Raw genomic sequence first — 20,709 nt, forward strand, 5'->3', positions numbered from 1 at the left:
TATGTCTATATAAAAAATATTCTCTCTTTAAAAGTTACAAATAAGTTACAAAATGGACTTACATCTTAATACAAGAGCATGTAGAAAAAATTCTACATGCTCTTTCCTCATCAATCTTCAAACAGCTTGCTTACCGAAACGCCCTCATATATCCTCCTTATAGCTTCTGCGAAAACCGAAGCTATAGACAATATTTTAAAATTATCCAATATCTTTTCCTTTGGAAGATCTATTGTATTCAACATTACAAGTTCTTTTATAACAGAATTCCTTATTCTCTCTATGGCTGGTCCAGATAACACAGCATGAGTGCAGCATGCATATACTTCTTTTGCCCCTCTATCCACAAGAGCCTGAGCGCCATTTGTTATAGTTCCAGCTGTATCTATCATGTCATCTACCAATATGGCGATTTTCCCGTTTACATCCCCAATTATATTCATTACCTCTGATACATTGGCTTTTGGTCTTCTCTTATCGATAATAGCTATAGGTGCATGGAGTTTATCCGCAAATTTTCTGGCTCTTGTTACACTTCCGAGATCCGGAGATACTACAACTATATCTTCTCTCTCTTTAAATCCTTTTTGTATAAAATATTTTGCCAGTATGGGAACTCCTAGAAGATGATCTAAAGGTATATTAAAGTACCCTTGAATTTGTGCTGCATGCAGATCCATTGTAAGAACTCTATCCGCTCCTGCAGCTGTCAGTATATCTGCTACCAATTTTGCAGTAATCGGATCTCTCGCCTTGGCTTTTCTATCCTGCCTGGCATATCCATAATAAGGTATTACAGCAGTTATCCTTTCCGCTGATGCTCTTTTAAATGCATCAATCATGATAAGAAGTTCCATTAGATTATCATTTACGGGATTATTTGTGGATTGAATTATAAATACATCCATACCCCTTACGGTTTCATTAATATCTACAGATATTTCTCCATCACTAAAAGTCGAAACCTTTGCATCTCCAACTGCAGTTCCCAAGATATTAGCTATTTGCTTAGCCAATTCAGGATGAGAATTTCCCGCAAAAATTTTAATATTTTTACCATGGGTTATCATTATGTAAAGCCCTCCTAAAATTTATTTCCTTAATCCTTTTTTATATACCCAACCTTTCTTATTTACCTGCTTTGCTCTAGCTATAGCAAGTGATCCTTCCGGGACTTCGTCTGTTATAGTAGATCCAGCTGCTATATAAGTGTTGTTATTTACTTTAACTGGTGAAACCAAATTTGTGTTGCACCCTATAAATGAATTATCCCCAATTAAAGTTTTATTTTTCACTTTGCCATCATAATTCACTACCACAGTTCCACATCCAAAATTACACTCATTCCCCACTTCGGCATCACCTATATATGTCAAATGAGATACCTTAGTTTTATCCCCAATAATAGACTTTTTTATTTCTACAAAATCACCTATTCTCACTGAATTGCCTATCACACTCTCAGGTCTTATGTATGCAAAAGGTCCTACCGTAACATTTTCTCCCACTTTACTCTCTAGTATCACTGAACTCTGTATTGTCACATTATTTTCTATCACACTGTCTTTTATACGTGAATTAGGATATAATATACAGTTTTCTCCTATAACAGTATTTCCCTGAATCACGTTACCTGGATATATTATGGTATCCTTCCCTATTCTAACATCAAGTCCTATGTAAGTAGTATTTGGATCGATAAGTGTAATTCCATTTTCCATGTGCACATTATTTATTCTATTTCTCATAACCTTTTCAGCCTCTGAAAGCTGTACTCTGGAATTGACCCCCATAATTTCCTCAAAACTTACTGGAAGGGCCCCTATCCTCTCACCCTTATTTTTCAATATTTCTATGACATCAGTTAAGTAGTACTCACCTTGAACATTGTTGTTATGTAATTTGTTTAAACTTTCAACAAGCTCCTTTATATCAAAGCAATACATTCCGGAATTTATTTCATTAACCTTTAATTCTTCTAATGAACAATCTTTATGTTCAATTATTTTAAGCACTTCTCCATTTTTTTCTCTTATAATTCTCCCATATCCATTAGGATCTTTTACTATAGATGTCAATATAGTCGCTTTATATCTACCTTTATTATGAAAATTTAACATATCTTCTATAACATCTTCTTCTATTAAAGGTGAATCTCCCGTAAATATAACTGCTGTCCCCTCTTTATCCTTTAAAAAATCGCTGGCACACAAAACCGCATGTCCAGTACCCAATTGCTTATTTTGGAAAGAATACTTTACGTTTCTACTCTTAGTAGCTTCCTTTACCTGTTCTGCCCCCCTGCCAATTACTACATCTATGTCTTCTATTTGTGCTTTTTTCACAACATCAATAACTATGTTAACCATTTCTGTCCCACATACTCTGTGTAAAACCTTAGGGATAGAAGATTTCATTCTTTTCCCTTTGCCAGCCGCTAATATTATAGCACAATTATACATTTTAACACCTCTTTATGGCATATAAGCTCATTTTTCTACACTATATCATATTAAAACGCTCTATAATATTATATTTTATATGAAAATTATTTGCAACCTCATATATAATTTTCGGAATAATTCTAAAAAACTCTCTTTCAGATATCCTTAAATATACAAAAAAAACAGGAAATAATAAAAAGGAGCAAACACTCCCCTTTATTATTCCTCCGTCTTTTGTTCGGTAGCAACTTCCTCACTTTTAACTTTTTCGTACTCATCAAGAATTGCTTTTTGTATCTTTTCTCTAGTCTGAGTATTTATTGGGTGAGCAATGTCTTTAAATTCTCCATCAGGAGTTTTTCTACTTGGCATTGCTATAAAAAGACCATTTTGTCCCTCTATAACCTTTATATCGTGAACTACGAATTCGTTATCGAAGGTTACTGAAACAATAGCTTTCATCTTACCCTCGGCAGCAATTTTCCTCACTCTAACGTCTGTAATTTGCATATAAATCCACCTCCAAGATGCTTATGTATATACTATTCTCTATATTTTATTTTTTTCCTCCTTATTTTGTTAAAAACTAATAAAATTTTTTGAAAACTTCATTAGCTAAACATTTTTGAAGGAGTCAATAGTGCATTCCCATTTTCATTAATACCCTCAAAGTCCACTATCGATACATAATTTTGTACTAATTTTTTGGGAATTCCCACATTATCTATTAAAAATCCTATACCCAAAAGTTCACTTTCAAATTCTTTTAAAAGATCAATTATACCCATGGCAGTTCCGCCTGCCTTCATGAAATCATCGATAAATATACATCTGCTTCCCTTTTTCAATGCTTTTTTAGATAATGACATATTCTGAATTCTTCCTGTAGAGCCAGATACATAATTTACAGTTATGGTAGAACCCTCTGTAAATTTTGTTTCTCTCCTCACAACCACAAGTTGAACCCCCATCATTTTAGCTACTTCATAAGCCAGGGGTATTCCCTTCGTTTCCACTGTAACCACACAGTCAATATCCATATCTATAAAAATAGACGCTAAAACCACTCCTGCTGTATGTATTATATTTGGATTAAACATTATATCCGTCATGTATAAAAAATTACCTGGTATTATTCTTTCTCTATTTTTCAAAATAATACATAATTTTTCAGCAAATTTTTTGGTCTTTTCAGGAGATATACCGCATATGTACTTAACTCCACCTGCCGCCCCTGCTACAGTATCTATTCTTCCCATATCCAATCTACTCAAAGTGTCTCTGATTACTACTATGTCTTCACTTATTGTAGATTTTGCAGTATTAAACATTTCGGTAAAATTATTCAGTCCCATTATTTTATTAGGATTTTCAAGTAATATTTTCGTTATTGCAGCTATTCTATTGTTTCTACTAAATTTTTGCATTTTATCACCTATCTATATAACTTTACGAATAATATTCTAATATTATACTCTATTATTCATATTGTATTCTAAAAGCTACGGTTAATCAATACTTATTTATAAAACACCTGAAGAAATAAAAACGTTTTACATAGAAATATAATTTTATTGTGTTTTTTAGCTAATTTTTGTATATAATTATTGATAGGTTAGTTAATATAAGGAGTGATTTAAATTGTCATTTGATTTTGTAGAAAATAAAAAAGTGCACTTCATAGGCATAGGCGGAATAAGTATGAGCGGCCTAGCTGAAATTTTGCTTGAAAATAATTTTAAAGTATCCGGTTCTGATATTAAAGCTTCTCCAATAACAGACAAACTCAAATCAATGGGCGCTCAAATATATATAGGTCAAATTGCTGAAAACATAACACAGGACATAGACTTAGTAGTATATACAGCCGCTATTTCCGAAGATAATGAAGAACTCTTAAAGGCTAAAAATTTAAATATTCCCTTAATGTCCAGAGCTGAATTCTTAGGAAATATAATGAAAGGTCATAAATACAACGTAGCAGTATCCGGAACTCATGGTAAAACCACTACTACTTCCATGTTGTCCTCTATAACACTTAAGGCAAATTTAGATCCTACCATATTAGTAGGAGGAAATTTAGATATTATAAATGGAAATGTCAGAATAGGAAACAGTCCGTACTTCATTACGGAAGCTTGTGAATACAAAGAATCCTTTTTGAAATTTTTCCCATTTATAGGTATAATTTTAAATATAGATGCCGAGCACCTTGACTACTATAAAAATATAGACAATGTACAAAATGCCTTTGTAAAATTTGCTAAATTGATTCCTCAGAATGGGTATCTAGTATGTTACAATGAAGATAATAGAATAAATAAAGTAATATCCAGCGTAAACTGTAATATAATTACCTATGGTATAAATAGCGGAAATATCACTGCTCATGACATACATTTTGATAAAAATGGATGTGCCTACTTTAAAGTGTACAAGGATAATAAAGCCATACTTTCCCTACACCTAGCCATCCCGGGCAGACACAATATATTAAATGCGCTTGCCAGTATAGCTGTTTCTTTAATTTTAAATATATCAACAGAAAATATTAAAGATGCACTGGAGGATTTTAAAGGTACCCATAGAAGATTTGAAATTAAAAGCAAAAAAAATGGGATAACAGTAATAGATGACTATGCCCACCATCCTACTGAAATAAAGGCAACTTTAAGTGCAGCTCAAAATTATCCTCATAAAAGAATAATCTGCGTGTTTCAACCACATACTTTTTCGAGAACTATAAACTTATACAGAGAATTTACTTCCGCTTTTGATAATGTAGATGAATTAATCCTCGCAGATATATATCCAGCAAGGGAAAAGGATACCGGCAAAGTGAGCTCAGCCATGCTAGCTAATGATATTTCAAAAAGAGGAATAAAGTGCAGCTATATTAAAGATTTCAACTCAATAGTAAACTATTTAAAAAATAATTTAAAGGAAGGAGATCTCTTTTTAACTATAGGTGCAGGAGATGTTTTTAAAATAGGTGAAATGTATTTGCAATCAAAATAACTTATAAAATCTATAATTTGGTGTTAAAACACTTCTAATAAGGTAATACTATAATTGATAAGCCATTGGAGGTGTTTTAATTTGAAAAACTTTTTAATATCTGCATCAGTTGATATATTCTTAATACTAGTATCCTATTTTTTATTTATAAAAATACTCAGCGGACCCATAAGGCATAAGTTATATGAAAAATTTTTTAAATCTTTTGCTAAATTTATAATCTATCTGTTTTTTATAACCTTGATTATAACAGGTTTAAGTGCATTCATATTATACAGAACCTCTTATATAGCTTATATAAATATAATATCTCCAGCTTTAGTATCTATACTGGTAGGATTTTTAATGTCAACAGTTCCTACAAGAGGTGAAGGCGATAATTCTAATATGACTGCAAAATAAAATATTTTCATATAAAATTTCTACTGTGACGTTTATATAATATATGTTATAATGTATTATATAAACGGGGTGTAGCGCAGATGGTAGCGCGCTTGCTTCGGGAGCAAGAGGTCGCAGGTTCAAATCCTGTCACTCCGACCATTTATATAGGTGGGTTTGTGGATATTTAGATCTATTGATTTGATGATACCTACCTTTTTTAGTTTATATTATGTTAAAGTAAGAGCCCCAGCTTATTTTTAAGCTAGGGGTTTCCTATACATTAAATCAAACTTTGAGCTCATCAACAAATCAATTACATAAGGAGCTGTACCATTAATATGAAAGATCAATATAGAAATTTATTTAAATCCCTGATAGAATCCTATTATAATGGAAATTTTGAAGATGAAGTAAAATTTATTTTATCACAGAGTAAAATCAATAAAAAAGAGCTTTGTAAAATCATATCTTCACTATGCGGCACCAGTACAGACTGCAGTTCTAATTTTACGGAGGATCTAAAAAAAGCAATAAAATCTTACAAACCTGATGGAAAAATAGTCAATAAAGTAAAATTCTGTACTATGGAATGTATGGACAAAACCGGCAAAACTCTATGCCAAAAATCCTGTCCTTTTGATGCTATTTTAATGGATGCTGCCCAAAATAGTATCCATATTGATAAACACAAATGCACCGACTGTGGTTTTTGTGTAGAAGCCTGTCCTACTGGAGGTATAATGGATAAAGTACAATTTCTTCCCTTAGCGAATATATTAAAAGGCAACTCACCGGTAATAGCAATTGTAGCTCCTGCTATAATAGGTCAGTTTGGGAAAGATGTAACTCTTGGGAAACTTAGAAGTGCCTTTAAAAAATTAGGATTTACAGACATGATTGAGGTGGCATTTTTTGCGGATATGCTCACTTTAAAAGAGGCCATAGAATTTGATAATCATATAAAAGACGAAAAAGATTTTATGATAACTTCCTGCTGCTGCCCTATGTGGGTAGGTATGTTAAAAAAAATTTACAATAATTTGATAAAGTACGTATCACCATCTGTTTCTCCTATGGCCGCTGGAGGAAGAGTACTCAAAAAATTAAACCCAAATTGCAAGGTGGTATTTATAGGTCCCTGCATTGCTAAAAAATCTGAAGCAAAAGAAAAAGACATAATTAAAAATATAGATTTTGTACTAACTTTTTCAGAAGTAAAAGATATATTTGATACTCTTAATATACATCCAAATGAGCTCAAAGAAGAGCCTTCTACAGAATATGCTTCCAGCGGCGGAAGGTTATATGCACGTACAGGCGGAGTATCAATTGCAGTAAGTGAAGCTGTAAAAAGAATTTTCCCTGAAAAATACAAATTATTCAAAGCAGTAAAGGCAAATGGTGTAAAAGAATGCAAATCCATACTTTCCAGAGCTCAAAATGGGGAAATAGAGGCTAATTTCATTGAAGGCATGGGATGTATCGGTGGGTGTGTAGGTGGGCCCAAGGCAATTATACCAAAAGAAGAAGGTAAAAAATATGTGGATAAATTTGCCGATGATTCTGAAATAAAAGTCTCCATTGACAGTGACTGCATGAATGAGATATTGGATAAGATAGGCATACATTCCATAGAGGATTTTAAAGATAAAAACAAGATAAAATTGTTAGAACGATTTTTTAATTAAAATATTATTTTTCATAACACAATATGAGGTGATCGTCATGCTTGAAAATATCAAGGGAGCTATTTTTGACATGGATGGAACTCTCCTGGACTCCATGTGGCTTTGGGAAAATATAGATAAAGAATATTTAAGTGAGAAAAATATACCTTTTACCATAGAACTAAAAAACACTATTCAAAATATGACCCTTGATGAAACTGCAAGATATCTTAAAGATGAATTTAATTTAACTGAAAGTGTATCTGAGATACAAAAAGAGTGGTACAATATGCTTTTCTATGAATATTCCCATAATATTTCTTTAAAACCTGGTGCAAGAGATTTTTTACATCTCTTAAAAAAGAAAAAAATAAAAATGGCTCTCGCCACCAGCAATTATAAAGCTATAGCAGAAACAAGTTTAAAGAAAAATAAAATATACAATCTATTTGATTCAATAGTAACTACAGAAGATGTAAAAAGAGGAAAAGGATTCCCAGACATATACCTTTTAGCTGCTGATAGACTGAATTTAAATCCTGAGGATTGTGCTGTATTTGAGGACATCCTATCTGCTATAAAAGTAGCCAAATCAGCAGGTATGACCGTTGTCGGCATACATGATACATATTCAGATTATCAGTGGGAGGATATATTGGCTTACACAGATATGAGCATTTTTGAATATACAGATCTAGTGTAAAATTATATAAATTTTCATCTTTAAGTACCATATTGAATATAATGTATTAAATTAATAGATATGGAGAATATTAATGTTGGCTTTTTTGTTCATAACGCTTATAATCTGTACTTCCGTAATCCTATATAATTTTCAAAGTAAAATTTCCTCGCAGAGAAGACAGATATTATCTTTAAAATATGAAAATGACAGTTTGAAGTCAAAAATATCTAAGGAAATTCCCCCAAAAATAAATGTTAGATATATTACTCCTCAATATGTAAATGCCCTAGTCACTGTAAAAAGCAATATATATCTGGCTCCTATTTTAAATTCAGGTATAATAAATACTTTAGAAAAAAATACACCAATAAGAGTTCATGACAGCATTGAGATCTTAAATGAATTCTGGTATGAAGTTTCTATTGCAGGAAGCTCTAGAATAAACTCTAAGGGATGGATAAAGTCCAATTGCATAAAAGCAAATTCACCAAATTCCAGCAATCTATAGCTGGAGTTTGGCAGAGGATAAATTTATAAATGGGAGTATTAGCAACGGTAATCTTAGGGTAAAATCTTATTTTGAAAATATATACCCTGATATATTTTTCTATCTTTCATCCTTCTGTCAATTTCATTTAGAATCTCCCATTTTTTTAAGCTCCATTTAGGCCCTATAAGCAGGTTCCTAGGTGAATCGCCGGTAAGTCTATGAATCACCATGCCCGAAGGAATGTTGCACAGAGTCCAGCACACCATGTCTATATATTCATCTTTTGTCATAAATTTTAATTGTCCTACATCATATAATTTAACAAGAGGAGTGTGTTTCATTAAATGAAGCAAATGAATTTTTACCCCCTGTATGTCCTGATGTGAAATATATTTTACTGTATTCATCATATTAATTTTATTTTCTCCAGGTAGACCCATTATTATATGAACCACCACATCAATTCCTATTTTTCTAAGTGAAGCTACTGCTTTTTCAAAAGTTTCCAATTTATACCCTCTGTTTATTATACCTGCCGTATGATCATCTGAAGTCTGAAGACCAAGTTCTACCCAGGTATAAACTTTTCTATTAAATTCCTGCAATAGATTTAAAACATCATATCCAAGGCAATCCGGTCTAGTAGCTATAGCTAGTGCCACTACTCCTTCTTGATTTACAGCTTCTTCATATTTCTCTCTAAGTACTCTCACTGGAGCATAAGTATTAGTATACGCCTGAAAATATGCTATATACTTTCCATTTTTCCATTTTTTACTCATCATCTGTTTTATATTTTCAAATTGTTCCGTTATAGAAACTTTTCTATTCCCAGCAAAATCTCCCGATCCCCTTTTACTACAAAATATACATCCTTCCTTACTTATTCTTCCATCTCTATTGGGGCAAGAAAATCCTGCATCTAAGGATATTTTAAAAACCTTGCATCCAAATTTTTTTCTCAAATAATAATTTAGACTGTAATATGCCTTGTCACCCCACTGCATTCCCAAGTCCTATCCTTTCCAAAAATAATTCAAGTACTAAAATCAACCTACTGAGATTATATCATATCTTTGCTGCCTTAAAATTTCTCAGATCCAATTCCCATTCCCCAATTATTTGAGAAAGCTCCCCTTTACTATTGTTTTTAGAGACAACATCAAAACTCAATATTCCTTCATCAAAGGAGGAAAAAATCACATTTACCTTATCAAGAGGAAACGCTTTTTCAAATTTATAGCTTATCATATCACCAGAATCTGTCTTATATACCCGTATACAATTACCTATTGCATTGTTGGTATATTGAACTACGATAAATTTTTCATCTGGAGAGAAAGCCAAAAATTCAACTTTGGAATTTTTCAAAACATCCAAATCGGTTATATCCTTACCTATAGGCTTTTCTGCTCCCTGCTGCTCATTTTGCTGTCCACCACCACCTTGCCCTCCTGAGCTATCGCCTTGTTGATCTCCTGAATCCTGGGATTGGGTCTGCATACTTTCATTTATTCTAATTATGCCTATATATGAATCACTAGAATAAGTCACCACCGCCAGTCGATCTCCATCATAAGAAAAATCCATAATGCCAAAATTTCTCTTTGGAACAGGAACCTTTTCCACATTTGCCTTGTCATCTTTACTAAATACATAATTAGGCATACTTACAATATCCGTTATTAAATTTACAACTACGCTATTTTTACTCCTCATTTTCAGCTGATTTCTCTCCACAAATACTTCTCTATCCGGTGTATTATTGGTTTCACCGATCTTGTAATCATTACCTTCTTTTATTACCTTTATGGAATATTCATCTAGAGTTGCAAAAGGTCTGATCAAATCAGCTCTTGCAACTTTCATTTTTAAAACTCCCGATTCTCCAACTTCACTGCTGTCAATCAGATTATATCCTAAAATTCGCAAATTTTTATTTTCGTCACTACGAGCATCTTTCAAAAGATCCTTAGAATACAACTTTTTAGCATTTTCCATATCACCTTTTATGAGATATTTCATATAAATATCGGCTGTAGCCGTAGCAGATTTCATATCAAAACTTTGATTTACATTTTTTGTATCCTCTTTTTTATTTAAATTACATCCTGATACCATGGCGCAAAAAAAAACTATAAGAAAAGTCACTTGAAATAAAGCCTTTTTTTTCATGTACTTTCCACTACATGTTATTATATCTGCAGTAGAAATTCACCCCTTTCAACGTTTATTTATTCTGTTTTACTATTTTATAAATTATATTTTTCCCCTAAATAGAATTTTAATTTATAATTCATTATTTTCATATTACATTTATATAATTATATTAATAATGATTTATTTAGGGGGTACACTCTTTGAAGGAGAAAATAATTTTAATTTTCCAAATATCTGCCGTTTTTATAGGTACAGTAGTTGGTGCAGGATTGGCATCAGGTCAAGAAATAAGCCAATTTTTCACTCAATATGGATACAAAAGCTTTTTTGGCATATTAATCTGTGGTATTATATACATAATAATGTCTATTATAGTAATCAACTTAAGCATAAAATATAAGTTAAATTCCTATGATGGGCTTATTCTTTTGGTAAGCCCCGGATTTTTAGGTATGGTAACTAATTTTTTAACTACCTTTTTTTTAATTGGAGGTTCCTCAATAATATTGGCAGGAAGCGGTGCCTTAATACATCAATATTTTGGCGTATCCAGGTGGGTAGGTATATTTTTTATGGTATTCGCATCCATAATTATCCTATTTAGAGATACCAAAGGACTGATGGAAATAAATTCAGTAATAGTACCCTCTCTTATACTTGTAATATTAACTTTATTTCTGCTGCATTTAATTTTCTACAAAAATGTAAATCTATCTTTTATAAAAAGCATACCCTATTACAAAAATAACTGGCTTTTATCTTCATTAGTATATTCAGGATTCAATGTACTATGCTGCAGCGGAGTACTTGTACCCCTTAGCCTTTCCATCGGCAAGAAAAAAAGTCTTATAGCTGGATCTATTATAGGAGCTCTGGGGCTTACAATTTTGGCTTTTATAATAAACTTTTTACTGATCTCAAATATACCTTACATATTTAAATATGAAATTCCTCTGCTCTACATAGCCAACCGATTTGGCAAGCTGCTTCAAACAATGCTTCTTTTTGTAATTTGGCTTGAAATGTTTTCTACAGAAGTGTCCGATGTATACAGTGTAGGTAAAAATCTGCAGGAAATATTCAATATATCTTACAATAAGTCAGTAATCTTAATCATTTTAATCACAATTCCTATATCCCAAATTGGATTTATAAATTTAATTTCTCTATTATACCCTGCATTTGGAGTGGTTAGTTTCATATTTATACTGCAATGTATAATTTTTTATATAAGAGAATATAGTAAATAAGACTTATAAGAGGGCTATCTCAAAACTTTGAAATAGCTCTCTTTATATGATATATAACATCAATCATTAAGTCGATTATAGGTGAGTTATCCTATGTCTTTTTATAAATTTCCCATATCCTTTTTTCCCTATAAATTTATTATCCTGTACGATTATTTCTCCTCTTACCATAGTCAAAACAGGATAGCCTCTCACCTTAAATCCTTCATACATAGTATAGTCAACATTCTCGTGAAGAATGTCCCTGGTCATAGTAACCTCTTTATCCGGATCTATTAAAACTATATCTGCATCTGAACCCACTGCAATATGTCCTTTTCTGGGATAAAGTCCTGAAAGCTTGGCAGGAGCTGTGGAACATACATCTACAAATTTATTTATTCCTATTCTCCCCTTTACAACACCTTCAGAAAATATAAGAGGTATTCTTTCTTCAATACCGGGTCCCCCGTTAGGACAACCTGCAAAGTTATCTTTCCCAAGCTGTTTTTCACCTTTATAGAAAAATGGACAGTGATCTGTTGCTATGGTCTGTATATATCCATCTTTAATTCCACTCCACAATGCAGCTGTATCCCTTTCTCTTCTCAAAGGTGGACTGAAAATATACTTCAATCCATCAGGTTGCCTAAGTTTATCTTCTGTGAGTAAAAGATATTGAGGACAAGTTTCTGCATATACCATTTGCCCCCTATCTCTTGCCATTTTAATATATTCCAAACCAATTTCCGTAGAAAGATGGACAATATAAAGTGGTGCATCCCCTGCTATCTTTGCAAGGTTTATCATTCTGTTTATTGCTTCTCCCTCCACCTCAGCCGGTCTGCTTAAAGCATGATATATGGGCTGTATTTTACCCTGTTTGATAAAATATTCTTTAAGATATTTTATAGAATCATTATTTTCACAATGTACTGCAGTAATTCCCCCCAGTTCTTTCTGTCTAGCAAGGAGCCTTAAAGCTTCATAATCACTTAATTTGAAATCATAGGTAAGATACATTTTAGAGCTTGGAATTCCCTCTTCTTCCAGCAGCTTTTTCAATTCCTCCAGTCTATTATCATTTATATTCTGTATAACACCATGAAATCCATAATCTATAACAGCCTTTCCGTCTGCATATTTATGATAGACTTTTACCTGATGCGTCAGATCACAGTCCTTGGGACCAAATCCCATATGATCTACTATGCATGTAGTTCCCCCGCAGGCAGCTGCCACAGTACCTGTATAAAAATCATCACTTGCCGTTACTTTTCCAACATGAATATTAAGATGAGTATGTATGTCAATGCCCCCTGGTATTACATATTTACCTTTTGCATCAATAACCACATCAGCTCTTTTACATATATTCAAACCGATCTCTTTTATAATTTCGTCTTCAATATACACATCTCCCCTATATATATCATCTGCAGTTACAATAGTTCCGTTTTTTATTAAAGTAGACACGTGAATCACCTCCAAAAAGCTATTATTATATCTACTATACAATTAAGCAAAAATCATTCCATAGCTTCTTTACAAAATAGAGAATATATTTTAACATATTATTATATAAACATTAGGAAAGAAGTGTTCTTCATGATAGATACTCTTAAAAGCTGTAACCTATGCCCTAGAAATTGCAGGATAAACAGATTAAAAGGACACATTGGTTTTTGTAATGCTGGTAAAAATGTAAAAATAGCCAAGGTCTCTCTTCACAAATGGGAAGAACCCTGTATTTCAGGAAGTATTGGTTCAGGTACCGTATTTTTTTGCCATTGTAATTTAAAATGTGTATTTTGCCAAAATCACAGCATAAGTTCTGAAAATATAGGTAAAGAAGTATCTATAGAAAGACTCAGTGACATATTTTTAGAACAGCAGGAAAGAGGGGCACATAACATAAACCTAGTCACTCCCACCCATTATATACCCCAAATAGTTCAGGCACTTGATATAGCTAAATCAAAGGGACTTACCCTTCCCATACTTTTCAACACCAATAGTTACCAGACTACAGAAGCATTAAAAGCTCTTGAGGGATACATAGATGTATATCTTCCCGATCTAAAATACTTTAGTAATAAATATGCTATAAAGTATTCCAATGCACCTGGCTATTTTAATTGTGCTTCGAGAGCTATAAAAGAAATGTATCGTCAGGTAGGAAGTGTAACATTTAATAGTTCCGGTCTTATAACAAAGGGACTAATAATACGTCATCTTATGATCCCAGGTCTGCTATTTGACTCAAAAAAGATAATGGATTATATCTATAACACTTTTGGAAATTCAGTATATATAAGCATCATGAATCAATATACCCCCGTGTATCATGCTTACAAATTTCCAGAAATAAATAGAGCATTAAATCCTAAACATTATGACTCCCTCATAAATTATTGTATTTCACTTGGAATAAAAAATGCGTTCATTCAAGAAAACGGTACGTGTTCCGAAGACTTTGTACCTGATTTTGATCTACAGGGAGTATAATTAATTCTATTAAAAACTGACTAAAAAATATATCAAATATCTATTTATTAGTCAGTTCTCAAATTTTCATATTTTGTATTTATCCAGTTCTGATTTAAAGGATTCTGTTATCTTTTTAAACTCACCTATACTGCCCATAAGATTTTTAATGTCATTAGTATAATTGGACACATTGGCACTAACTTCCTCTGAAGACGCTGAGTTTTCCTCTGCAATTGCTGCCAGAGATTCCATATTATCATATATCCCAGATATAGAATCCGATTCTTCAGTTAGCTTATTTATAGTTTTTATCATGGAAGAAGCAACCTTCTCTATAGAATCTGTAGCTTCATAACTTATATCTCTTACATTTTGAAGCTTATCACTTTCCAGTTTCAGTATATCGAACTGTTCCTCTATATTCTTCACCAGTTCCTTTATATCTTCTGCAAATTTAACCAAGTTGGAATTTATATCTTTTACGGCATCCTGAGATTGTTCTGCCAGATTTCTCACTTCTTCAGCTACCACTGCAAACCCTTTACCCTGCTCTCCAGCACGAGCAGCTTCAATAGATGCATTGAGAGCCAATAAATTAGTCTGTTCTGAAATTCCTGAAACTATGGAAACTATACCTGTTATATCCTTTGCCTTTGATTGAAGTTCAGTTCCCATATCTCTGACTTTTTTAAAACTTTCCAAAGTACTCAATATATTTTTACTTGTACTATCTACGTTTTTATAACTGTTGCTTATTTTATCCATAGATTTCTCAAGTTCCAGCTTATTACCATTTTCATTTTGCACTATAATTTTTAAATTTTCAATGTTGTCATTCAATACAGATACCACTTTTTCTGTATTTTCTGCCTGATTTACCGCACAATTGGCCACCTGTTCTACTACATCAGATATCTCACCTGAAGTATTGTTCATTGAATTGGATATTTTATCTATATTTAACACAAATGTGTTCATTTCATCAGTTACACCTTTGAATCCCACAAAATCTGATTTTATTGTTTTCTTATGCTTCTTTAAAAGGTCATATATGTTTTCAAAAAAATCATTCGTCTCTATATCCCCATCTTCAATGTAATTATTTCTATTGATCTTATTCATCGTATCCATTATAATAGACTGAGGTTTCATAAGTATGGAACCAGATATATAAGCTCCTAAAAAAGCTACCAATGAGATTATTATAGACTTAAATAAATTATTCAACCCTAATAGTGGAACAGACACTATCAAGCACAATACCAAACTGAATATTCCAACTTTTATTCCAACATTTTTTATAAATCCCAAAGAAAGCAGTTTATTAAACCCATAAACTTTCTTATAATATATATCTTTATCAAAAGTAAATTTAAACTTTACAGAATTATTTGTTTCTTCGATTTTCTCTATTCCAAGCTTTTCTCCAAAAAATTTAGCGCTTCCTTCTATCATACCCATAAGGTAATCAAACATGGCTCTATCAGATTTATATTCAAATACAGCGGTTTTAGATGATATAGGGTTTATTACTACGAGAGGTGGTTTGGCTCCTGGAAATTTTTTAGTCATAACTACATGTACATCAAACATTGATCTCAAAAATGAATACAAGTTTTCATGTTTGAAAAAAGCTGGATAATCTTTATAAAAAGCATTTATATTATCAAGACCTATCTTTTTCCATAATGTTTTTACATCCTCATTATTATCTTTTGCTATAATTTCAATTACCTTTTTTATCTCTGCGTCATCTACATTTTCAATAGGTGAAAATATTTTAGATGCTCCCCATCCAACTTTATCCATAGCAGTATCTACAGTTTCATCACCATAAAGTTTCCTGCATGTCCTCATCCATGTGGCAATTACAGTACCTTTCATTTTTTTATCCTCCTTGTGTGACTTCATGTATAAAAAGTTCCATTTAAACTGTACAGCTTATTTATAGCATAATCTCTACTTTATCTAATTTTGCAATTACATTTAAACTTTTTACTTCAATAGTTTCCGTTCTTACAGTGTTTTTACCGCTTATAAGAAGCATTTTATTGTTATCCAATTTCTTTATCTGCCTCAGCACTCTGCTGTCATTATACTCCACCAAATATATAGAATTGTTTTCAATTTCTCCCGTAATATGTGCAAAGGCCAAATCCCCTCTCTGTATTCTAAAACCTTCCATATCATCGCTCTCTATTTTCAAATAAAAAACCTTGTCCTGTGCATATCCCTCTATTTTATTTTCAATCAGAGGAAGTTGTTTAAACCCAATAGGTTTATCCATTTCGTATTTATACACAGGTACTTTTTTCAAAACGGATCCAAAGGCTTCATTCCAAATATCCTTAACTTTTTCTTTCTTATTATTATATATCGGAGAAAATTCTTCTTTTTTGACCTCATGTGTCTGTTCTTCAAAAGACATTGTTATATCATTCATATCTTTACCTAAAATTTTAGAAATCCTATCTATTATTCCCTGATTAGCTATTTTTTTCCCTATCTCAACTTCATTTATAAATCCTTCGGAAACTCCCAACTTCTTAGCAAGCTTTTTTTGACTCATTCCCGATTTAATTCTTGCAGATTTTATTTTTTCTCCTATTCTACTCATTTTTTCCTCCCATTACTAAAAAGGTCATACTATATCATACTATTTTGAAACTTCTTTATTTTTCTTAAACCATGCTCTCTCCTGGAGGAGATGATTCAACAAATACTTAAAACTCCAATTTACAGAAGTTTCAGTGACCACGGCCAAAATAGGTGTACTCTCTATCTTAATTTTTAATTCTCTCATAATTCCATTTATCTGTTTATCCGTCAAATCATTAAATAATATTACTTTTTCATTTAAAAAATAAACATTATCCTGTTTTTTTAATTGTTCTCCTGAATTTCCAGATAATATGTCTTTTATTTTCATTTCTGTCATGTGATTTTTTATTATTTTAAAATTGCTGACATTAAATTCTCTGCCTATATCTTTTATAATCTTTTCATCATTTTTATCAAATCCATATAAAATTATGGCTTTATTACTTTGTAGAAACATGTACATCATCCTTTCAAAACATCACTTTCAAATAAAATACTGATCAATTTATCTTTTTAAAAGCTCATAGCTCAATTTTATAATGTCCTGGCTATTCATAGAATTAAATATCTTTATACTGCCCAATTTATCTATATTTTTATTTATAATGTTATACTTGATTAGTTGCCTTTTAAGTTGCTGTACAGTACCTTTGCTGCCATCTATTATAGGTATATCATTACCCAATATCTTAGATATGCTTTCCTTTATAAAAGGATAATGTGTACATCCCAATACCACAGCTGCAATTCCCTGTTTCTTCAAAGGAAGCAATTTCGGATTTAAATAATCTTCAATTACTTTTCCCTTTATTATACCCTGTTCGATGAGTTCCACAAGTCCAGGACAAGGGAGCGGCTCTATCATTGAATTTTTATCATATTTTTTCATAAGGTTATTAAATTTTTTTTCAGATAATGTCATAGTGGTCGCCATTATCACTACTTTCCCTATTCTATTAATTTCCATAGCTGGCTTCAATGCTGGTTCTATACCTATTACCGGCATGTATTTGCTATATTCTTTTCTCAAGTCTATTATAGCCGCACTAGTTGCAGTATTGCAGGCGATAACCAATGCCTTTATATCTTTCTTCAATAAGAATTTTACAGCATTAAGCGTAAGTTCTTTTACATTTTCCACAGTTCTTATACCATAAGGAGCCATTTTTGAATCTCCAAAATATACATAATTTTCATTTGGTAAAATTTTAACAGCCTCTTTTAAAACACTTATTCCACCTATTCCAGAATCAAAAAAACCAATTGGTCTGTTCTCTGACTCCATTCTATCACCTCATTAACTCCAATTGAATAAATAATATTTTATCATTTATATTATATATTATAGATTTAAAGTATACAAATATTAAAACATATGTATAAATATACACAAAATTTTTATTTTATGCTTTTAGTGAAATATACGGTACTTGTATATTAACAATATTGCAATTTTAAGTCTAAATTCCTTCAAAATGTGTTGACATACATACATATTAATTATAAAATCATAGGTATATAAAATTTAAAAATATAAACCATAAATTTATTATGCACAATGATTAGAGTATTAAAATACTCTTCTAAAAAATTATTCACAGGAGGGAACACCATGTTAAAAGATCTGATCTATATAGTGCCTAAAGAAATGCACTCTGAAGAAAATTTAAAGAAAATGTTAACTTCCCATCCAGAAATAAAATTCGTATCCCTGGTAGGTATAGACCTTTCTGGAAATGACACCGACGAAAAAATTCCCATCAAAGTTCTCCTTGAGGACATAAACGCCTTTTTAAAAGGTGCAATCCAAACTGACGGCTCATCCGTAGTACTTCCCGGAATTGCCAGCTTAAATAATGCAAAAGTGGATATGGTATGCGACTTAGATGTAAACTGGTATGTAGAATACAATACGGACAATAAGGATGCTGAAACAGGAAAACCTATCGGAACACTGAGAATTCCCTGTTTTCTGTACCATGAAAATCAAGCTGTAGATTCAAGATACACTTTGAAAAACTGTATTCAACACTTCAAAACAAACCTTCTAAATTTATTCACAGAACATCCTGATTCCCTAACGCCTTTTAACATAAAATATGACGATATAGATGACATAGTTGTTACTTGTGCTACAGAATTAGAGTTTTGGGTAAAGACACCTAACGATCAGGCTGAAATTGAGGAGCTTTCTACATCTCAGGTACTTCAGGAACAATATTGGACTAGAACAAAAGGTGTAGTTAGGACAGCCTTGGAACAAACTATTTTGACTATGGAATCATATGGCCTGGAACCGGAAATGGGCCATAAAGAAGTAGGTGGAGTAAAAGCCAAAATCGATGAATCAGGAAATTTCAATCATATAATGGAGCAATTGGAAATAGATTGGAAATATTCTAATGCCATGCAGTGTGCTGACAATGAGCTCCTTGTAAAAAGTATAGTCAAAGAAACTTTCAGGAACAATGGTCTTGAAGTTACTTTCCTTGCTAAACCAATAGATGGGGTAGCTGGCAGCGGCGAACACACTCACATAGGATTGGCTCTGAAATTGAAAAACAATAAGAGAATAAATTTATTTTCTTCAACTAAAGAACACTTTTTAAGTGTTTTTGGATATTCTTCCGTAATGGGAATACTTAAAAATTATGAAGTCATCAATCCTTTTGTTTCTTCTACAACTGATGCACTTAGAAGATTAAAACCAGGATTTGAGGCTCCAATTTGTATTGTAACCTCTATAGGACATTCTGTTGATATACCTTCAAGAAATAGAACGGTACTTATAGGTGTAATAAGAGATTTAAAAAATCCACTGGCTACAAGGTTTGAATTAAGAGCTCCAAACCCACGCACCAATACTTATCTAGCTTTGACTGCACTGTATATGGCTATGATGGACGGTATAAATTACGCTTTGAAAAATAACAAAACAGAAGATGAACTTCTATCCGAGCTCTCTAAAAAACCTGGTGAGGAAGCAGATTATCTAGAAAAAGATAGAGCTTATAGAAGTGAGGAGAATATATTTGAAGATTTTACCGATGAAGAAAGAGAAAAATTCTTTGGCAAGGCTCCTGCTACTGTATATGACAATCTCTCGGCTATTGATAAATATCCTGAGAAGAAAGCTGTATTGGTTAAAGATGATGTATTAAATGACAAATTGATAAATAGCTTTAAACTTGGTGCTACAAAAAGGTGGCTAATAGAAATAAATCATAGAATCATAAACGAATTCTGTGATGAAATAAGGGGCTATAAAATGCTTCATTCTATAGATAAAGCACTGGATCTGGATGTAGCAAATTGGATGAAAATAGAAGAATTAAGATATTATTTAATGAAAGATTCCTATTCTAAAAAAAGTTTATTTTCAAGAATAAAAATTGCATCTGAAAACAAAAATTACGAGGAAGTTTCTAAACTTCAAATAGAAGCCGAGGAAAGGATGTCCGAGTTAAGAAATTTATATTCAATATACAAAAAAAATTTATTGGACATCTAAAATATATAAATGAGAGCAAGATCAAATCTT

The 20,709-nt window shown here is 31.9% G+C and carries 19 protein-coding genes and 1 tRNA gene; 9 read left to right on the forward strand and 11 right to left on the reverse strand.

Features of this window, described 5'->3' with window-relative positions; translation table 11 throughout:
* Positions 1 to 110: 110 nt before the first annotated feature.
* The 4 genes from ACFHWD_RS08510 to purR all read right to left on the reverse strand — a co-directional run bounded on the left by ACFHWD_RS08510 (position 111) and on the right by purR (position 3,871).
* Positions 111 to 1,070 carry a ribose-phosphate diphosphokinase gene (locus ACFHWD_RS08510; RefSeq protein ID WP_150357217.1) on the reverse strand — a complete coding sequence of 320 codons (960 nt, stop codon included), beginning with the start codon at positions 1,068 to 1,070 and terminating at the stop codon, positions 111 to 113.
* A gap of 21 nt (positions 1,071 to 1,091) precedes the next feature.
* Positions 1,092 to 2,462: a bifunctional UDP-N-acetylglucosamine diphosphorylase/glucosamine-1-phosphate N-acetyltransferase GlmU gene (gene glmU / locus ACFHWD_RS08515; RefSeq protein ID WP_179978181.1), complete on the reverse strand. Its 1,371-nt coding sequence runs from the start codon at positions 2,460 to 2,462 to the stop codon at positions 1,092 to 1,094.
* A 201-nt stretch (positions 2,463 to 2,663) separates the two neighbouring features.
* Entirely contained in the window at positions 2,664 to 2,954 is a 291-nt protein-coding gene (gene spoVG, locus ACFHWD_RS08520; RefSeq protein ID WP_150357215.1) for a septation regulator SpoVG, read from the reverse strand.
* 101 nt (positions 2,955 to 3,055) lie between these two features.
* Positions 3,056 to 3,871 carry a pur operon repressor gene (gene purR, locus ACFHWD_RS08525; protein ID WP_150357214.1) on the reverse strand — a complete coding sequence of 272 codons (816 nt, stop codon included), beginning with the start codon at positions 3,869 to 3,871 and terminating at the stop codon, positions 3,056 to 3,058.
* A gap of 214 nt (positions 3,872 to 4,085) precedes the next feature.
* Here purR and murC point away from each other — a divergent pair, with 214 nt between their 5' ends.
* The 6 genes from murC (at position 4,086) to ACFHWD_RS08555 (ending at position 8,706) form a co-directional block, all read left to right on the forward strand.
* Entirely contained in the window at positions 4,086 to 5,462 is a 1,377-nt protein-coding gene (gene murC / locus ACFHWD_RS08530; protein ID WP_150357213.1) for a UDP-N-acetylmuramate--L-alanine ligase, read from the forward strand.
* Positions 5,463 to 5,543: 81 nt separating this feature from the next.
* Positions 5,544 to 5,864, forward strand: a complete 321-nt coding sequence (locus ACFHWD_RS08535; protein WP_150357212.1) for a hypothetical protein — start codon at positions 5,544 to 5,546, stop codon at positions 5,862 to 5,864.
* 65 nt (positions 5,865 to 5,929) lie between these two features.
* A tRNA-Pro gene (locus tag ACFHWD_RS08540) sits at positions 5,930 to 6,005 on the forward strand.
* Positions 6,006 to 6,184: 179 nt separating this feature from the next.
* A complete protein-coding gene (locus ACFHWD_RS08545) occupies positions 6,185 to 7,534 on the forward strand; it encodes a [Fe-Fe] hydrogenase large subunit C-terminal domain-containing protein (RefSeq protein ID WP_179978182.1) in 1,350 nt (449 codons plus the stop codon).
* Between the two features lie 37 nt (positions 7,535 to 7,571).
* Positions 7,572 to 8,216: an HAD family phosphatase gene (locus ACFHWD_RS08550; protein ID WP_150357210.1), complete on the forward strand. Its 645-nt coding sequence runs from the start codon at positions 7,572 to 7,574 to the stop codon at positions 8,214 to 8,216.
* 73 nt (positions 8,217 to 8,289) lie between these two features.
* Positions 8,290 to 8,706, forward strand: a complete 417-nt coding sequence (locus tag ACFHWD_RS08555; protein WP_150357209.1) for a hypothetical protein — start codon at positions 8,290 to 8,292, stop codon at positions 8,704 to 8,706.
* Between the two features lie 53 nt (positions 8,707 to 8,759).
* Here the strand turns inward: ACFHWD_RS08555 and ACFHWD_RS08560 are convergent, their stop codons facing one another.
* Both ACFHWD_RS08560 and ACFHWD_RS08565 read right to left on the reverse strand, forming a co-directional pair.
* Complete coding sequence (locus ACFHWD_RS08560) at positions 8,760 to 9,695, reverse strand: TIGR01212 family radical SAM protein (protein ID WP_150357224.1); 936 nt, start codon at positions 9,693 to 9,695, stop codon at positions 8,760 to 8,762.
* A gap of 61 nt (positions 9,696 to 9,756) precedes the next feature.
* Positions 9,757 to 10,863 (reverse strand): hypothetical protein, encoded by a 1,107-nt coding sequence (locus tag ACFHWD_RS08565; protein ID WP_150357208.1) that lies wholly within the window; start codon positions 10,861 to 10,863, stop codon positions 9,757 to 9,759.
* A gap of 185 nt (positions 10,864 to 11,048) precedes the next feature.
* On the opposite strand from ACFHWD_RS08565, the gene ACFHWD_RS08570 reads away from it, so the two are divergent.
* Positions 11,049 to 12,098: a transporter gene (locus ACFHWD_RS08570; protein ID WP_150357207.1), complete on the forward strand. Its 1,050-nt coding sequence runs from the start codon at positions 11,049 to 11,051 to the stop codon at positions 12,096 to 12,098.
* 75 nt (positions 12,099 to 12,173) lie between these two features.
* Here the strand turns inward: ACFHWD_RS08570 and hydA are convergent, their stop codons facing one another.
* Positions 12,174 to 13,553 (reverse strand): dihydropyrimidinase, encoded by a 1,380-nt coding sequence (gene hydA / locus ACFHWD_RS08575; RefSeq protein ID WP_378061416.1) that lies wholly within the window; start codon positions 13,551 to 13,553, stop codon positions 12,174 to 12,176.
* Between the two features lie 132 nt (positions 13,554 to 13,685).
* Between hydA and ACFHWD_RS08580 the strand changes: the two genes are divergently transcribed.
* The gene (locus ACFHWD_RS08580) at positions 13,686 to 14,585 is read left to right on the forward strand and encodes a radical SAM protein (protein ID WP_150357205.1); all 900 of its coding nucleotides are present in this window, start codon (positions 13,686 to 13,688) and stop codon (positions 14,583 to 14,585) included.
* Positions 14,586 to 14,651: 66 nt separating this feature from the next.
* Here the strand turns inward: ACFHWD_RS08580 and ACFHWD_RS08585 are convergent, their stop codons facing one another.
* The 4 genes from ACFHWD_RS08585 to murI all read right to left on the reverse strand — a co-directional run bounded on the left by ACFHWD_RS08585 (position 14,652) and on the right by murI (position 18,453).
* The gene (locus tag ACFHWD_RS08585) at positions 14,652 to 16,451 is read right to left on the reverse strand and encodes a heme NO-binding domain-containing protein (RefSeq protein ID WP_150357204.1); all 1,800 of its coding nucleotides are present in this window, start codon (positions 16,449 to 16,451) and stop codon (positions 14,652 to 14,654) included.
* 61 nt (positions 16,452 to 16,512) lie between these two features.
* Positions 16,513 to 17,184, reverse strand: a complete 672-nt coding sequence (locus ACFHWD_RS08590) for an XRE family transcriptional regulator (protein ID WP_150357203.1) — start codon at positions 17,182 to 17,184, stop codon at positions 16,513 to 16,515.
* A gap of 39 nt (positions 17,185 to 17,223) precedes the next feature.
* Positions 17,224 to 17,625, reverse strand: a complete 402-nt coding sequence (locus ACFHWD_RS08595) for a DUF3783 domain-containing protein (protein WP_179978184.1) — start codon at positions 17,623 to 17,625, stop codon at positions 17,224 to 17,226.
* Positions 17,626 to 17,673: 48 nt separating this feature from the next.
* Positions 17,674 to 18,453 carry a glutamate racemase gene (murI, locus tag ACFHWD_RS08600; RefSeq protein WP_150357201.1) on the reverse strand — a complete coding sequence of 260 codons (780 nt, stop codon included), beginning with the start codon at positions 18,451 to 18,453 and terminating at the stop codon, positions 17,674 to 17,676.
* Positions 18,454 to 18,780: 327 nt separating this feature from the next.
* Here murI and ACFHWD_RS08605 point away from each other — a divergent pair, with 327 nt between their 5' ends.
* Positions 18,781 to 20,679 (forward strand): glutamine synthetase, encoded by a 1,899-nt coding sequence (locus tag ACFHWD_RS08605; RefSeq protein WP_150358011.1) that lies wholly within the window; start codon positions 18,781 to 18,783, stop codon positions 20,677 to 20,679.
* The last annotated feature ends 30 nt before the right edge of the window (positions 20,680 to 20,709 follow it).

Origin of the sequence: Clostridium sp. MT-14 (assembly GCF_042436595.1) — a bacterium.
GTDB classification, from domain to species: Bacteria; Bacillota; Clostridia; order Clostridiales; family Clostridiaceae; genus Clostridium_B; species Clostridium_B aromativorans.

Coding starts and splice junctions, on each gene's coding strand:
- ACFHWD_RS08585 (WP_150357204.1), bottom strand. CDS start 16,451: ATGAAAGGTACTGTAATTGCCACATGGATGAGGACATGCAGGAAACTT.
- purR (WP_150357214.1), bottom strand. CDS start 3,871: ATGCAAAAATTTAGTAGAAACAATAGAATAGCTGCAATAACGAAAATA.
- murI (WP_150357201.1), bottom strand. CDS start 18,453: ATGGAGTCAGAGAACAGACCAATTGGTTTTTTTGATTCTGGAATAGGT.
- ACFHWD_RS08545 (WP_179978182.1), top strand. CDS start 6,185: ATGAAAGATCAATATAGAAATTTATTTAAATCCCTGATAGAATCCTAT.
- spoVG (WP_150357215.1), bottom strand. CDS start 2,954: ATGCAAATTACAGACGTTAGAGTGAGGAAAATTGCTGCCGAGGGTAAG.
- ACFHWD_RS08605 (WP_150358011.1), top strand. CDS start 18,781: ATGTTAAAAGATCTGATCTATATAGTGCCTAAAGAAATGCACTCTGAA.
- ACFHWD_RS08580 (WP_150357205.1), top strand. CDS start 13,686: ATGATAGATACTCTTAAAAGCTGTAACCTATGCCCTAGAAATTGCAGG.
- ACFHWD_RS08510 (WP_150357217.1), bottom strand. CDS start 1,070: ATGATAACCCATGGTAAAAATATTAAAATTTTTGCGGGAAATTCTCAT.
- ACFHWD_RS08555 (WP_150357209.1), top strand. CDS start 8,290: ATGTTGGCTTTTTTGTTCATAACGCTTATAATCTGTACTTCCGTAATC.
- glmU (WP_179978181.1), bottom strand. CDS start 2,462: ATGTATAATTGTGCTATAATATTAGCGGCTGGCAAAGGGAAAAGAATG.
- ACFHWD_RS08595 (WP_179978184.1), bottom strand. CDS start 17,625: ATGTTTCTACAAAGTAATAAAGCCATAATTTTATATGGATTTGATAAA.
- ACFHWD_RS08565 (WP_150357208.1), bottom strand. CDS start 10,863: ATGAAAAAAAAGGCTTTATTTCAAGTGACTTTTCTTATAGTTTTTTTT.
- ACFHWD_RS08560 (WP_150357224.1), bottom strand. CDS start 9,695: ATGCAGTGGGGTGACAAGGCATATTACAGTCTAAATTATTATTTGAGA.
- ACFHWD_RS08550 (WP_150357210.1), top strand. CDS start 7,572: ATGCTTGAAAATATCAAGGGAGCTATTTTTGACATGGATGGAACTCTC.
- ACFHWD_RS08590 (WP_150357203.1), bottom strand. CDS start 17,184: ATGAGTAGAATAGGAGAAAAAATAAAATCTGCAAGAATTAAATCGGGA.